The sequence below is a fragment of the Streptomyces sp. NPDC001634 genome (assembly GCF_040298185.1).
Lineage (GTDB): Bacteria > Actinomycetota > Actinomycetes > Streptomycetales > Streptomycetaceae > Streptomyces.
Genome location: NZ_JBEOZU010000001.1, coordinates 78,504 through 92,532 on the forward strand (window position 1 = coordinate 78,504; position 14,029 = coordinate 92,532).

The 14,029-nt window shown below is 71.6% G+C and carries 12 protein-coding genes and 1 pseudogene; 6 read left to right on the forward strand and 7 right to left on the reverse strand.

Annotated elements, in window-relative coordinates; genetic code table 11:
* Positions 1-38 precede the first annotated feature (38 nt).
* Together ABT186_RS00415 and ABT186_RS00420 are read right to left on the reverse strand one after the other, a co-directional pair.
* Positions 39-389: a DUF779 domain-containing protein gene (locus ABT186_RS00415; protein WP_351227122.1), complete on the reverse strand. Its 351-nt coding sequence runs from the start codon at positions 387-389 to the stop codon at positions 39-41.
* A 179-nt stretch (positions 390-568) separates the two neighbouring features.
* Positions 569-2,278 carry a sigma-54-dependent Fis family transcriptional regulator gene (locus ABT186_RS00420; RefSeq protein WP_351922733.1) on the reverse strand — a complete coding sequence of 570 codons (1,710 nt, stop codon included), beginning with the start codon at positions 2,276-2,278 and terminating at the stop codon, positions 569-571.
* Positions 2,279-2,494: 216 nt separating this feature from the next.
* On the opposite strand from ABT186_RS00420, the gene ABT186_RS00425 reads away from it, so the two are divergent.
* From ABT186_RS00425 to ABT186_RS00445, 5 genes are all read left to right on the forward strand, one after another.
* Positions 2,495-4,234: an FAD-dependent oxidoreductase gene (locus tag ABT186_RS00425; RefSeq protein WP_351922735.1), complete on the forward strand. Its 1,740-nt coding sequence runs from the start codon at positions 2,495-2,497 to the stop codon at positions 4,232-4,234.
* Positions 4,235-4,283: 49 nt separating this feature from the next.
* Positions 4,284-5,153, forward strand: a complete 870-nt coding sequence (locus ABT186_RS00430; RefSeq protein WP_351227098.1) for an intradiol ring-cleavage dioxygenase — start codon at positions 4,284-4,286, stop codon at positions 5,151-5,153.
* Positions 5,150-6,238, forward strand: coding sequence for a maleylacetate reductase (locus ABT186_RS00435; RefSeq protein WP_351227100.1), 1,089 nt, complete (start codon positions 5,150-5,152; stop codon positions 6,236-6,238). Before ABT186_RS00430 ends, ABT186_RS00435 begins: the two co-directional genes overlap by 4 nt.
* Before the next feature lie 150 nt (positions 6,239-6,388).
* Complete coding sequence (locus ABT186_RS00440) at positions 6,389-7,303, forward strand: YceI family protein (protein WP_351922737.1); 915 nt, start codon at positions 6,389-6,391, stop codon at positions 7,301-7,303.
* 57 nt (positions 7,304-7,360) lie between these two features.
* Positions 7,361-10,108, forward strand: a complete 2,748-nt coding sequence (locus ABT186_RS00445) for a winged helix-turn-helix domain-containing protein (RefSeq protein WP_351922739.1) — start codon at positions 7,361-7,363, stop codon at positions 10,106-10,108.
* Here the strand turns inward: ABT186_RS00445 and ABT186_RS00450 are convergent, their stop codons facing one another.
* From ABT186_RS00450 to ABT186_RS00470, 5 genes and pseudogenes are all read right to left on the reverse strand, one after another.
* The gene (locus ABT186_RS00450; RefSeq protein WP_351227106.1) at positions 10,109-10,306 is read right to left on the reverse strand and encodes a DUF8691 family protein; all 198 of its coding nucleotides are present in this window, start codon (positions 10,304-10,306) and stop codon (positions 10,109-10,111) included.
* Between the two features lie 23 nt (positions 10,307-10,329).
* On the reverse strand, positions 10,330-10,707 hold the full coding sequence (locus ABT186_RS00455; protein WP_351227124.1) for an SHOCT domain-containing protein: 378 nt from the start codon (positions 10,705-10,707) through the stop codon (positions 10,330-10,332).
* A gap of 130 nt (positions 10,708-10,837) precedes the next feature.
* Positions 10,838-12,196, reverse strand: coding sequence for a hypothetical protein (locus ABT186_RS00460; RefSeq protein WP_351922741.1), 1,359 nt, complete (start codon positions 12,194-12,196; stop codon positions 10,838-10,840).
* Between the two features lie 159 nt (positions 12,197-12,355).
* The gene (locus ABT186_RS00465; protein WP_351227110.1) at positions 12,356-12,778 is read right to left on the reverse strand and encodes a DUF7144 family membrane protein; all 423 of its coding nucleotides are present in this window, start codon (positions 12,776-12,778) and stop codon (positions 12,356-12,358) included.
* A gap of 193 nt (positions 12,779-12,971) precedes the next feature.
* A pseudogene (locus ABT186_RS00470) lies at positions 12,972-13,157 on the reverse strand (DUF2252 family protein); the annotation flags it as partial.
* Positions 13,158-13,239: 82 nt separating this feature from the next.
* On the opposite strand from ABT186_RS00470, the gene ABT186_RS00475 reads away from it, so the two are divergent.
* The gene (locus ABT186_RS00475; protein WP_351922743.1) at positions 13,240-14,016 is read left to right on the forward strand and encodes a serine hydrolase domain-containing protein; all 777 of its coding nucleotides are present in this window, start codon (positions 13,240-13,242) and stop codon (positions 14,014-14,016) included.
* The last annotated feature ends 13 nt before the right edge of the window (positions 14,017-14,029 follow it).

Genomic DNA, 14,029 nt, shown 5'->3' on the forward strand with positions numbered 1-14,029 from the left:
AGGGGAAGTGCAGCAGATTGCGGTGTCCCGTACGGTGTTCAGACGTCGACAACGCGGGAACGGGTGAGAAAACGCACTCCTTCGGGTGCTTCCAGTGAGAAGCCGCTGCCCCGGCCGGCCACCACGTCGACGATCAGCCGGGTGTGGCTCCACACCTCGTACTGGCTCCTCGACATCCAGAACCCCACCGGCTCGTCGACCCCGTCGACATCCAGTTCCGCGAGCAGGACGTCCGAGCCGCCCGTGCGGAACTCGCCCTGCAGATAGCACATGGGGGCGCTGCCGTCGCAGCAGCCGCCGGACTGGTGGAACATCAGTGGCCCGTGGACCTCCCGCAGCCGCCGCACCAGCTCGGCGGCTGCGGGGGTGAGCTCCACGCGCGGGATCATGTCCGTGGTCACGCCGCCCATCCCAGCGCGGAGCACGTTGCAACGACGTTGCGATGAATGACTCCCGGGAGTCACGCCATGGGAGTAACTCGGAGGGCTGGACGGCCCAGGTGCCGAAACCGCTCGTCCTTGCGGCGTGTGGGAACGCGCAGGGCCGGCACCTTGTCCAGGGTGCCTGCTCAGCCCCGGTAACCCCGCAGCTTGCGGTACAGCGTCGCCCGCCCGATCCCCAGGGAGGCCGCCGTGCGCGCCTTGTTGCCGCCGTTGCGGCGCAGTGCCTCCAGGATCGTGGTGCGTTCCGCGTGCTCCATCGGGCTGAGGTGCCGGGTGGCGGGCCCTTCGCGCACCGGGTCCGGCAGCTCGGCCCGCCGAACCGGCCCGGACGCACGCCGGTCCTCCGCCACCGCCCGTACGACATGGGCGAGTTCGGTGACGTTGCCGGGCCACGGATACTGCTCCAGCGCGCGCAGGGCGTCGAGCGTCCAGGTCAGCGGAGGCCGGCCCGGTGCGGGCCGCGGCGCCAGAACGGTGAGCAACTCCCGTATGTCCTCCGGGCGTTCGCGCAGCGCGGGCAGGGTGACCGAACGGGCGGCCAGGGTGTCCAGAAGCCGCTGGAGACAGGGTCCGGGCGGGGCTCCAGGTGTGTACGTGACCAGCAGACGGGCGTCCGGGTGCGCGTCGAGCAGCGAGTTGAGCGCGGCCACACCGGGCTGTACGAGGCGTTCGGCGTGCCGGAGCAGAAGAGCGTGGTCGTCGGTCAACTCGACGTGTGCGAGGTCGAGTTCACTGCCCTCGGCCGCGTCGACGATCCGTGGGGTGCGCTCGCCGAGCAGCTCCCGGGCCAGCGCCGCCTTTCCCGTCCCGCGCTCACCGGTCAGCAGCAGCGGCTCCCGGGAGCGGGCCAGCTCGGCGGCGCGCCCGGTGGCGTACCGCCAGGGGACCGATGAACCGGTCAGTGTGACGGGCGGTTGCGGCACGGGCCGCACGGCCTCGCCCAGCGGTTCCACCACGGCCACGATCCCGATGACCACACCCTCATGACGTACCGCTGTGACCCGCACGGTGCACCCCGCCCCCTGGGGCAGCGCGGCGGCGACGGGGACGTCCCTCTGCTGTACGGCCACCGCCGCCCGTTCCAGCGCCTCCAGCGCCTGGGGCGTCAGCATGCGCTGCGCCGCGGAGCTGACCAGCCGGTTGCGGCCGTCGAGCGCCGCCACGGCACGGTCCGGCCCCTGGGCCGCCCGCAGATAGGCGTCGAGCAGGACCCGCTCGGCCTGCCGCGCCCGCGCCAGCAGTGCGGCCTCCACCGCCGTGACGACGGCTTCCGCGAGCGCCGCGCCCGGATGCGGGGCGCACCCGGTGCACAGCTGCCACGCGACCGTCACCGTGCCGAGCGCCTGCCCGCTCTCCGGTGCGAACACAGGGACGCTGACAGCCGATACGTCCTGCCACCGGTCGAGGAAGTGTTCGGGCCCGTGCACCTCGGCACGGCGCCGGGTGCGCAGGGCGAGGGCCGCGCTGTTGTTGCCGACCTGCTGCTCGGACAGATCGGGACACGGCTGGATCCCGAGGCCGCTGCCGGCCGTCCACAGCACCCGCAACCGCTCGTCGGTGAGGACCAGGAGCGACCGGCCGGCGCCGAGAGCCGGGGTGATCCGTTCGAGTACCGGGCGAGCGGCACCGAGCAGCGCGGAGTCCACCCGTTGTACGGGACCGGGGGCACCCGCCGCCAAGTCGTGCGGCACCCCGTAGAACCGTGCGCGCCGCCACGCCGCGACGATCTCCTCCGGCACTCCCTCGGGCAGCGGCCGTCCCGCCAGGAACCGCTGGCGTGCCAGACGCAGCGGTACCGGCGCGGGGACGGCGGGGGAGTGCTCTGTGGTGGTCACGGCGTCTCCCACCGTAGCGGTGCCGTTGAAGAGTCAACAACCGTGGTGCCGCACCCTGCTCCGCTCGTATCGCGCGGTGTCCGCCTGTCTCGCGCCGCGTTCCGTCTGCCCCGTCGCCCTTGCTCCACCTGTCTCGTAATGAGACACCCGCGGTCCCGCCCACCACTCCATGATCATGAATGCTTGGTGTCTGTTCCCACCCTCAGGAGCGCCCCCGTGTCCACCGTCGTCGAGACCGACGTTCTGATCGTAGGCAGCGGCCCGGCCGGCGCCTCTGCCGCGCTCGCCCTGAGCACCTACGGCGTGCCCAACATCGTCGTGACCCGCTATGCGAGCCTCGCCGACACGCCCCGCGCGCACATCACCAACCAGCGGACCATGGAGGTGCTGCGCGACCTCGGTGTCGAACGGGACGTCATCGCGCAGGCCACCCCGCAGCACCTGATGGGCAACACGACCTTCTGCACTGGTCTGGCCGGCGAGGAGCTGGGCCGGGTGCGCTCCTGGGGCAACGATCCGCTCGTGCAGGCCGCGCACGAACTCGCCAGTCCGACCCGTATGTGCGACATGCCGCAGCACCTCATGGAGCCGGTCCTCGTCGACGCGGCCGTCGCCCGGGGCACCCTGCTGCGCTTCCAGACCGAGTACCTCTCCCACACCCAGGACGCCGACGGCGTCACGGCCACCGTCCGCGACCGGCTGCGCGGCGACACGTACGAGATCCGCGCCAAGTACCTGATCGGCGCGGACGGCGGTCGCTCCAGGGTCGCCGAGGACGCGGGTCTGCCGATGGGCGGCCAGATGGGCGTCGCCGGCAGCATCAATATCGTCTTCGACATGGACCTGGCGAAGTACACGGCCCACCGCCCGTCCACCCTGTACTGGGTCCTCGCCCCCGGCGCGACGGTCGGCGGCATCGGTGCCGGGCTGGTGCGCTGTGTCCGACCGTGGACCGAATGGCTGATCGTGTGGGGCTACGACGTCGGCGCGGGCGCCCCGGACCTGACCACCGATTACGCCGAGTCGATCGTCCGCAAGCTCGTCGGGGACGACGAGATCCCGGTGAGAATCAAGTCGTCCTCGGCATGGACGGTCAACGAGATGTACGCGGAGAGCTACTCCAAGGGCCGCGTCTTCTGCGCAGGCGACGCCGTGCACCGTCATCCGCCGTCCAACGGCCTCGGCTCCAACACCTCGATCCAGGACTCCTACAACCTGGCCTGGAAGCTGAAGCTGGTCCTGGACGGGACCGCCGACCCCGGGCTGCTCGCCTCGTACACCGCCGAGCGGGCCCCGATCGGCAAGCAGATCGTCACCCGCGCCAACAAGTCCATCGGCGAGACCGCCCCCATATTCGAGGCCCTCGACGGGCTCTCCCCGGGGACCCCCGAGCAGCTGTGGGCCAACATCGACGCCCGCAAGGATGCCAACGAGGCCGCCGAGAAGCAGCGTGCGAAGCTGCGCGAGGCGATCGCCTTCAAGGTGTACGAATTCAACGCACACGGCGTCGACCTCAACCAGCGCTACGCCTCGGACGCCATCGTCCCGGACGGCACCCCCGACCCGGGATTCGCACGCGACCCGGAGCTTTACCACCAGCCCTCCTCCCGCCCCGGTGCCAGGCTTCCGCACGCCTGGATCACCTCCGGCACCCGCACGCTCTCCACCCTCGACACGGTCGGCAAGGGCCGCTTCACCCTGCTGACCGGTATCGGCGGGGACGGCTGGGTGCGGGCCGCCCGGGCACAGGAGATCGAGGTCGCCACCGTGGTCATCGGGCCCGGACAGCAGTACGAGGACCCGTACGGGGACTGGGCGCGACTGAGCGAGGTGTCCGACGCGGGCGCCCTGCTGGTGCGGCTCGACGGGTTCATTGCCTTCCGGCACGCCTCGGCGGCCCCGGACGCCGGGAAACTGCTGTCGGAAACGCTGCGGCGGATCCTCGGACACGCCTGAACGCGGGATCATGGAGGAAGCGGGACGTCGTCGACGACGAGGAGCCGGTATGACCACCGAAGCCACCGAGACCACCGTCACCGAGGAGGTGGTCGCCGGTCTGCGTGCGACCGCCGATCCCCGGCTGCGTGAGCTGATCGGCGGCCTCGTCCGCCATCTGCACGACTTCGTGCGCGAGACCCGGCTCACCCAGGACGAGTGGGAAAGGGCGATCGGCTTCCTGACGGCGACCGGGCAGACATGTACCGACACCCGGCAGGAGTTCATCCTGCTGTCGGACGTGCTCGGCGTCTCCATGCTCGTGGAGACCGTCAACGGCCACCGTGAACCGGGCGCCACCGAGTCGACCGTGCTCGGTCCCTTCCATCTGACCCAGTCACCGGTCCGTGAACTCGGCGACGACATCGACCTGGTGGGCGGCGGCGAGCCGTGCGTGGTCAGCGGCCGGGTGCTGTCCCAGGACGGCACGCCGCTGCCCGGCGCGATCGTGGACGTCTGGCAGGCGGACGACAAGGGCTACTACGACGTGCAGCAGCCGGACCTCCAGCCCGCCGGCAACGGACGCGGACTGTTCACCGCCGACGCCGAAGGCCGCTTCTGGTTCCGCACCTGCGTACCGGCCCCGTATCCGATCCCCACCGACGGTCCGGTCGGCGAACTGCTGCGCGCCACGGGCAGACACCCCTACCGCCCCGCGCACATCCACTTCATCGCCACGGCGGAGGACCACACGCCCGTCACCACGCACATCTTCGTGGCCGGCAGCGACTATCTGGACTCCGACGCCGTGTTCGCGGTGAAGAAGAGCCTGGTGCAGGACTTCGCCGTGACCGACGAGCCGTCCCTGGCCCGCGAGTTCGGCGTGCCCAACCCGTTCCGGCACGCCCGCTTCGACCTGGTCCTGGAGCGTGCAACATGACCCTGTCCACCGACTTCTCCTACGAGACCCGGCCCGTGAGGGTGGTCTTCCGGCCCGGCGCGGCGGTGACCGCGACCCCGGAGGAGGCCGAACGGCTCGGTCTGCGGCGGCTGCTGGTGATCAGCGGCAGCCGGGGCGAGCCCACGGCGCGGACGGTCGCCGACGCGCTCGGCGACGCCTGCGCGGGACTGCATGCGGAGGCGCGGATGCACGTACCGGCCGAGGTCGCCGACCGGGCCGTCGAAGCGGTGCGGGCGGCGGGGGCCGACGGGTGCGTCGCGGTCGGCGGCGGCTCCGCGATCGGCCTCGGCAAGGCGGTTGCACTCCGCACCGGGCTGCCGCTGATCGCGGTACCGTCCACCTACTCGGGATCGGAGATGACCCCGGTCTGGGGCCTGACCGAACACGGGATCAAGCGCACCGGCCGTGACGCGGTGGTCCAGCCCCGCAGCGTCGTCTACGACCCCGAACTCACCCTCTCCCTGCCCGTGCCAACCACCGTGACCAGCGGCATCAACGCGCTCGCACACGCCGTCGAGGCGCTGTACGCCCCCGACAGCTCGCCTCTGGTCTCGCTCATGGCCGAGGAGGGCGCCCGGGCGATGGCCGAGGCGCTCCCCCTGCTGACCGTCGACCCCGAGGACCTCGAGGCACGCGGCCGGGCCCTGTACGCGGCGTGGCTGTGCGGAGCGTGTCTCGGCTCGACCACCATGGGGCTGCACCACAAGCTGTGCCATGTGCTCGGCGGCACGTTCGGGCTGCCGCACGCGGAGACGCACACCGTGGTGCTCCCGTACGTCCTCGCGTACAACGCTCCCGCGGCACCGCAGGCGATCGCCGCACTGAACCGTGCCCTGGGCGCGGAGGACGCCCCGCGTGCCCTGTGGGACCTGACGGGCCGTCTCGGCGCACCGCGCTCGCTCGCCGAACTGGGCCTCAAGGAGGAGGACTTGCGGGTGGCGGCCGCTCAAGTGACGGGCCAGCCGTACACGAATCCACGCCGGGTGACAGCGGACGGGGTGCTGGGGGTTCTCAGGGCGGCGTACGAGGGGCGGCAGCCGGAGGCGGCAACGGACTCGGAGTAGAGCCTGCGGACTGTCTCGTAATGAGACACCCGTGCCGAGGCGGCGTGCCACAAGATCAAGAAGGGGGTTTACCGCATGCAGGCGCGGCTCTTCCGGCGTGCCCCGAATCGCCGTTCACGGCTGCGCCGCCCTTGAAGAAAGGTGAACATCATGGCCCTCGCACTGCTCCGGCGTCGGCGCACCAAGAGCGCCTCTGCCGCGGCGGCGGGCCTCTCGCTCCCCCTCCCGCCCGGCGCGGGTGCCGTCGCCCGCGAGGTCGTCGACCCGATGGGTTCTCCGATGGCGGCCGCGGATGTCACGGTCACCGCCCTGGACACGCACCGTGTCGCGGCCCGCGGCACGACCGACCCCTACGGCTACTTCTGCGCGGCCCTGCCGCCCGGCCGGTACAGCGTCCTGATCGCGGCCGAGGGACTGCAGCCGCACCGTGAGACGGTCGAGGCCATGGCGGGTGCTGCCGCGCCCGTCGAGCGCATCTGGCTGCAGCCCGCCCAGAACCTGCAGCTGCCGGTGCCGGGAGCCTGGCTCTTCGACCCGCCGCACACGGCGATCCGGTTCATCGCCAAGCACGTCGGCATGGCCAACGTCCACGGCCGCTTCGAACGCTTCAACGGCGGCATCCAGATCGACCAGGACATGACCCGGTCCCGCGTCCACGTCCGCATCGACGCGTCCAGCATCAACACCGGCAACAACACCCGCGACAACCATCTGCGGTCCGCGGACTTCCTCGACGTCGAGCGCTTCCCGTACATCGACTTCGCCGGTACCCGCTTCGCCTACCGGGGCGGCAGCAAATGGACCCTGCAGGGCTCGCTGACCATGCACGGCGTCAGCCGCTCGGTGTCCCTGGACACGACGTACCTGGGCACGGTGAACGGCGGCTACGGCGAGGAACTGCGCTGCGCGGCCCTGGCGAAGGCGGAACTCCACCGCGAGGACTTCACGCTGAACTGGCGGTCCATGCTGGCCCGGGGCATCGCGGTGGTGGGACCGACGGTGCAGCTGGAGCTGGATGTCCAGGCGATGTACCGGACACGCGACACTCCTACGCCGCCCGAGTAGGGGTTCAGGGACGCCCTGTGGCGCGGATGCCTTCCGTTGCGGCTTCCCGGGCCCGGCGTGAAGATCAAAGGGGGACTGTCCGGCTACACGAGCTGGGGTGCTGTGGTGGCTGCCGTGCCGCGTTCGACACCCGGCGGGCACCGGGACCCGCCCTCAGGGTCCGTGGCGCCGAACGGTGACCCTCTCCTCGCCGCACGGTTCAGCGTGCCCGTGCCGCCGGGGACGTTCGTGCGCCGCCCGCGCCTGACCGAGCGGCTCAGCCAGGGTGTGGAAGGGCCCCTGACGCTGGTCAACGGCCCCGCGGGAGCCGGCAAGACGCTGCTCGTCGCCGACTGGGTCGCCGCAGGGGGGCCGCAGGGCCCCGTGGCGTGGCTGACCGTGGAACCCGAGGACAACGGGCCCGGAGTCTTCTGGACCTACGTACTGGAGTCCCTGCGGCGGCACGGGCTCGCCTCCCCGGACGGCATCGGCAGCCCGGCCCGTCCCGGTGAGGTGGACCACTCGCTGCTGACCAGGCTCGCCGCCCGTCTCAGCCGGTGCCCCCAGCCCCTGGTCCTCGTCCTCGACGAGTTCGACCGCGTGGCCACCTCGGCGGAGGTGGCAGAGGAGCTCCAGTTCGTGCTCCGTCACGCGGGCGGCGGACTGCGCCTGCTGATCATCAGCCGTACGGAGCCCCTGCTGCCCTTGCACCGCTACCGGGCCGCCGGCGAGGTCACCGAGATCCGCGGCGCCGACCTGGCGTTCTGCCCCGAGGAGACGGCCGAGCTGCTCGGCCGCCATGGCATGGCCCTGTCGGACGACGGCACGCGGGCGCTGACGGAGCGGACCGGGGGCTGGGCCGCCGGGCTGCGCCTCAGCATCCTGGCGGCGCAGGGGGCCGACGACCCGGAGGTCTTCCTGAAGGACTTCGAGGCCGGCCGGAGCACGCTCGCCGACTTCCTGCTCGCCGAGGTCCTCGACACACAGCCGGCCGGGACACAGGACCTCCTGCTGCGCACGAGCATCCTCGAACAGATCCATCCCGGCCTCGCCAACGCCCTGACGGGCCGGGAGGACGCGGAACCGATCCTGGTGGCACTGCAGCGCGCGAACGCCTTCGTCCAGGCCATCGGCCACTCCTGGTACCGGCTCCACCCCCTGTTCGCCGAGATCCTCCGGGTCCATCTGCGGGTCCGGCACCCCGGACTCGAACCCGAGCTGCACCGCAGGGCGGCCCGCTGGCTGAGCGAGGCGGGGCTGCTCGCCGAGGCCCTGCCGCACGCCGCGGACGCGGGCGACTGGGAGCCGGCCGTCAACCGGTTCATCGACGAACTGGCAATCGGGCGGCTGCTGACCGGACTCGACGCCGAGCGCCTCGACGAGCTCTTCGCCCGAATGCCCCCGGACGCCTCCGGACCCGCCGTGGACCTGGTGCGCGCCGCCCGCGAACTGGCCCGCCACGACATCGACCGCGGCCTCGGCCATCTGCGACGCGCCGAGGAACATCTGCCCACCGACGAGAGATCCGGCTCCGCGGCCCTGCGGCTCAGCTGCGCTCTGCTGCGCGTCCTCGCCGCCAGGACCACCGGCTCCGCCGATCTCGCCGAGGCCGCCGCCAGGGACATGGCGGCCGCGGAGCGTGCCCTTCCCGCCGAGCGGCTCGCCCGGCATCCGGAGCTGCCCGCCCTGATGCTCGCGGACCTGGGATCGGCACAGCTGTGGGCGGGACGCTTCGACGCGGCGCGGTCCACGTTGTCGGCCGCCGTGCGGGTGGACTCCGGTGCCGAGACCGCGTTCCCGCGCCACGAGTGCCTCGCCCGGCTCGCCCTGATCGACTTCTTGCACGGCTGGCCGGGCCGCGCCGAGACACACGCCCGGGAGGCGGTCGCCGAGGCCGAGCGATCCGGTCTGTCACCCGAGGCCCGTACCGGTGTCGCCCAGCTCGTGCTGGCCGCTGTCGCCATCGACCGCGACGACCTCGCCGCCGCACGTACCCACCTCGAGCACGCCGCCTCCTCCCGGGTCCCGCACGATCCCGTCGCTGCCGCGGGGCTGCCGTTGCTGCGGTCACGCCTGCTGCTCGCGCGGGGAAAGCCCCGTGCGGCGCTGCGGATCCTGGAGGAGGGGGCACATCTGCCGGCCGTCGTCGAGCCCTCGCCCTGGGTGAACGACCGTACGGCCGTGACGATGTCCCACGCCTATCTCGCCGACGGCCGCCCGCAGGCCGCGCGGGAGGTGCTCAGGGCCGAAGGGAGCACCGGACCGGAGAGTCTGGTGGCCGCGGCCCGCGCGCGGATCGCCACCGGCGAGGGCGAAGCGGCGCGCGACCTGCTCGCGGCGCTCCCCACCGGGCACGGTGAGGGGCCGGCCATCACGGTACGGGCGCTGCTGGCGCGGGCACAGGCCGCCGACGCGCTGGGCGACGACTCAGAGGCCCAGCGCCTGGTTGCGCGGGCCCTGTCCGTGGCGCGGCCCGAGCGTCTGCGTCGGCCCTTCCTGGAGTCAGGCCCCTGGCTGCGGCGGCTGGCGCGCCGTCGGCCGCCCCTGACCCAGGGGCACGAGTGGCTGTCCGCCTCACTGGCAGGGCGTCCCCCGTCCGCCGCCGTGCCCGACGACGGCCCCGCGCCGCCCACCGAGCCGCTCAGCGAGCGTGAGCACGAGGTGCTGGAGCGGCTGGCACAGATGATGTCGACGGAGGAGATCGCGACCGACCTGTATCTGTCGGTGAACACCGTCAAGACCCATCTGAAGAGCCTCTACCGCAAGCTCGGGGCGACCCGGCGGAGCGAGGCCGTGCGCCGGGCCCGGGAGCTGCACCTCCTGTGATCACTCGGGCAGGCGCCGCATCTCCACCACGTGCAGCCCCAGCGACTGGCAGCGCACCAGCAGGCCGTAGAGATGGGCCTCGTCGACGACCTGGCCGAACAGCACGGTCTGGTTCGGCACAACGAAACTGTCCAGCTCAGGAAACGCCTTGGTCAGCGTCTCCGACATCTGCCCGTCGACCCTGATCTCGTATTGCATGGCTGGTGTTCCGGGGCGGCCGCTCAGGTGACGAGCACCTTGGCCTTGGCCGTCTCGTACTCCGCGTCGGTGATGTCGCCGTGGTCGTGCAGGCTGGCCAGCTTGGCCAGCTCGTCGGCCTTGCTCATACGGGGCGGGGGGCCGCCGCCGGTCCCGGCCGCCGCCTCCTGCACGTATGCGCGGAACGCCCGCTCCTGGGCCTGCGCCTGCCGCAGATCGCGCTCGCCCATGCCCTTGCCGCGGGCGATCAGATAGACGAAGACACCCAGGAAGGGCAGCACGCAGACGCCCACCATCCAGCCCGCCTTCGCCCAGCCATTGAGGCTGTCATCGCGGAAGACGTCGACGACGACCTTGAACAGGAGCATGAACCACATGACCCACAGAAAGAACCACAGCATGGTCAGGAAGACGTTGAGGAGGGGGTAACTGGTCACGATGGCCTCCGGTTGCCGGCCCGCCGCCCGGCAACCGGGACGGGGGGAGTGGTCCTGACGCCACCACGGTGCAGCCGGTGCAGAGCTTCGGGGATCACCCGGTACGGGTGGTGCCCGTGTCCTTCGACGGCCCCTGTGGCGGCCCCTCCGCCCCGAGCGTGGCCCTGCCGCTCGCGGCCAGCAGCGCGACCAGGGCGAGGACGGCGAGCAGGATGAGCACCAGCAGCAGGACCGTCAGCACCGTGGGGTGGTTCCACAGCGCGAAGACCAGGGCCACGATCAGCAGGGCGGCCAGGGTGATCCACCGGCGGTTCGCCTGCGTCCAGGTCCCGGCCCGGCCCGTGCGGATCTGGTGCGCGTACGCCCAGACGGCCGCGGAGTCCGCGGTGCGCTCGGAGGTTCCCCGGACGACGACAGGCAGCCGGCCCGGGCCGATCAGGTAGACGCCGAGGGCGATCACGACACCCAGCACGATCGCCGTGCGCAGACTGACCCGCAGGAAGCGCAGCAGTGTGTCGAACACTGCCGAGGCGGCGGCCCTCGACTGTACCTGCGGCGGGAGATGGTCCAGGTAGTAGTGGCGCGCCACGACCAGGCCGATCGCCACGACCAGGCAGGCGAACGCCGCCCCGAGCGCGGTGCGCGCGAGGGCACGCCGCCGACTGTGGGCCAGCAGCACTCCGCAGGCCCCGATCAGCACGACAAACACGGGCAACCAGTTGCCGACCGCGTCGAGCAGGCGTGTGCCCTTGCGCAGCTTGGCGAGGTCGTCGGAGTGGAAGAGCACCATCTGTTTGTTGACATCGGGGATCACAGCGGCTGGGGACAGCCCCGCGTCCACCAGTTGCTTCTTGACCCGCTCGACGACGGTGCCGATGTCGAGGGTGACGGTGCCGTCGCTGACACCGACCGCACCGCGCCCCTTCCCGATGAGGGCGTGCACGACGGCGTTGTGGGCGATCCGGTTGGAGCCCGTCCACACCTTCGCGAAGGCGTGGCTGTGCACCACACGGGTCGCCACCTTGGTCACCGCGCTGTCGACGGCGGAGTCGAGCGCTGGACCCAGGCTCCGCACGGCGGCGGCGGCCCGTGGCGGCAGCCCCTGGGACTGCAGCCACGAGGCCATGTCCGCCGCTGCCTTGCTGCCGTCGACGTGCACGTCCACGGCCTCCGTGATCCGGTGGACGGCCGCGTCCTGGATCGCCGGTTCGGTGGCCAGCGGCGCGACCGTCGACACATAACGGTCCGTGTCGAGCGCGATGTCGTGCACCCATGTGGTCAGCAGTGCGACCGGCACCAGCACACAGGTCAGCACGATGAGGACCGCCGAGGCCACGCTCCGTCCGATCCGCGCCGGGCCGTGCGCGTGGCCGTGCCCCGGCCCGCGGCCTGAGGTTGCGTCGTCGCCCTCCCCGGTCGGCTCGGGCGAGCCGGGCTCGTGCGCGGCGGTCATGGGGCCTCCGGCTCCTCAGGGGTTCCGTTGTCCCCATTCCCGCCGCACGACGGGTGGTCGGCACGTCGGCACGGTCCGTACGGGGGAACCCGGGCCCATGGGAGGTTCCCTGCTGACGTGCACGGACGTCACCGGCCCCGCCGGGCGGGCCGGACCGGCCTACCGCGGCGCGGTGTCCCTCGGCACGACGCACAGGGCCCAGATGATGAACGCGTACAGCGCGATCAGGGTGAGCGACCACACGGGGTAGTAGGGGATGGACAGGAAGTTGGCGATGATCAGCAGGCTCGCGATGGTCACCCCGAGAACCCTCGCCCAGGTGGCCACCGTGAACAGGCCGATGCTCACGACCACGGCGAGCGCCCCGAGGACCAGATGGATCCAGCCCCAGCCGGTCAGATTGAACTTGAAGACGTAGTTGGGGGTGCTGACGAACACGTTGTCCCGGGCGATCGCCATGATGCCCCGGAAGATGGCGAGCACGCCGGAGATGAAGAGCATCACGGCGGCGAAGAGCGTCAGACCGGTTGCTGCCGCCAAGGTTCCGGCGGCGCGGTGGTGGCTCGGGGCGGTGCTGGCCATGGCAGGACCTCCATATCGTTGCTCGGCTGCCGCTCACAGCCGCTCACCAGTGAGCCTGCGCCCGATGGGCCGCACGTTCCTCACCCGGGGAGGGTGACGACGGTCAGGGTCTCGTACTGATCGGTTGGGAACAGCAGCCTCGGCGGCCTCAGCGCCGACGGGCGCATCAGGCGGGCAGACCGGGACGGGCGTATCAGGCGGGCAGACCGGTCCGGGCGTTGACCCGGCCCGATGCCGCGGCCTCGACCAATGCCCGGTGGTCGCGTTCGTTCTGGTCGGCGTAGGCCTCCGCGAATCCGGCCACGGCCCGGTCGAAGGTGTCGCCGCCCCCCAGATAGGCGGCGAGCTCGATCGGGTCACCGGAACGGGCGTGATGTCGCTCGCCGCCTGCATGAGCCGCTGCCCGGCCCGTCTCCCGCTGGCTGCCCGATCTGCCGCACGCCGGTCGGATCACGCTGCGCATGCTCGGGGACTCGACGTCGGGCCTGCACGACTACTTCACCGACCCCGTCTTCATCAAGAAGCTCTACGCCGACCCCTTCCGCCAGTGGACCCCCTCAGAAATCGTCGGCATCTCGACGAGCCACCCCCTGTGGTACGACCCCGGCACCAACTGGAGCTACTCGCACGCCAACTTCGTGCTCCTGGGCACCGCCCTGGAGAAGATCACCGGCACGCCGCTGGACCAGTTGCTGCGCGAGCGCGTCCTCGACCCCCTCGGCCTGGGCAACACCCGGAACAGCTTCACCCCCGCCATTCCGCTGCCCGTCCTGCACGCGTACGACGACGAACGGGGCACCTACCAGGACTCCACCTTCTGGAACCCGTCCTGGACCATCGCGCCCGGCGCGGTACTGAGCACGGACATCTGTGATCTGGCCCGCTCAGCACAGGCGATCGGATCGGGTGAGCTGCTCTCCCACCGCGCCCGCGAGCTGCAGCTCGACCCGGGCACCGTCGGCCTGGGACACCCGACCGAGAAGTGCCTGGGCACCGTGTGCCTCCCGCAGACCGAGGCGTTCCACTTCGGGGTCGGCGTCATCGTCAAGAACGGCTGGGTCCTGCAGAACCCCTCGTTCTTCGGCTACGCAGCCGTACAGGCGTACCAGCCGGACCGGCACCTGGCCATCGCGGTCTCCACGACGGTCGGCCGGAACGCCCCCGCCGGCAACACGGCCCAGACGGTCACGGAACGCCTCGCGACGGCTCTGGCACCGGACCATCGGTTGAGCGGCTGACGGCACGTCAACA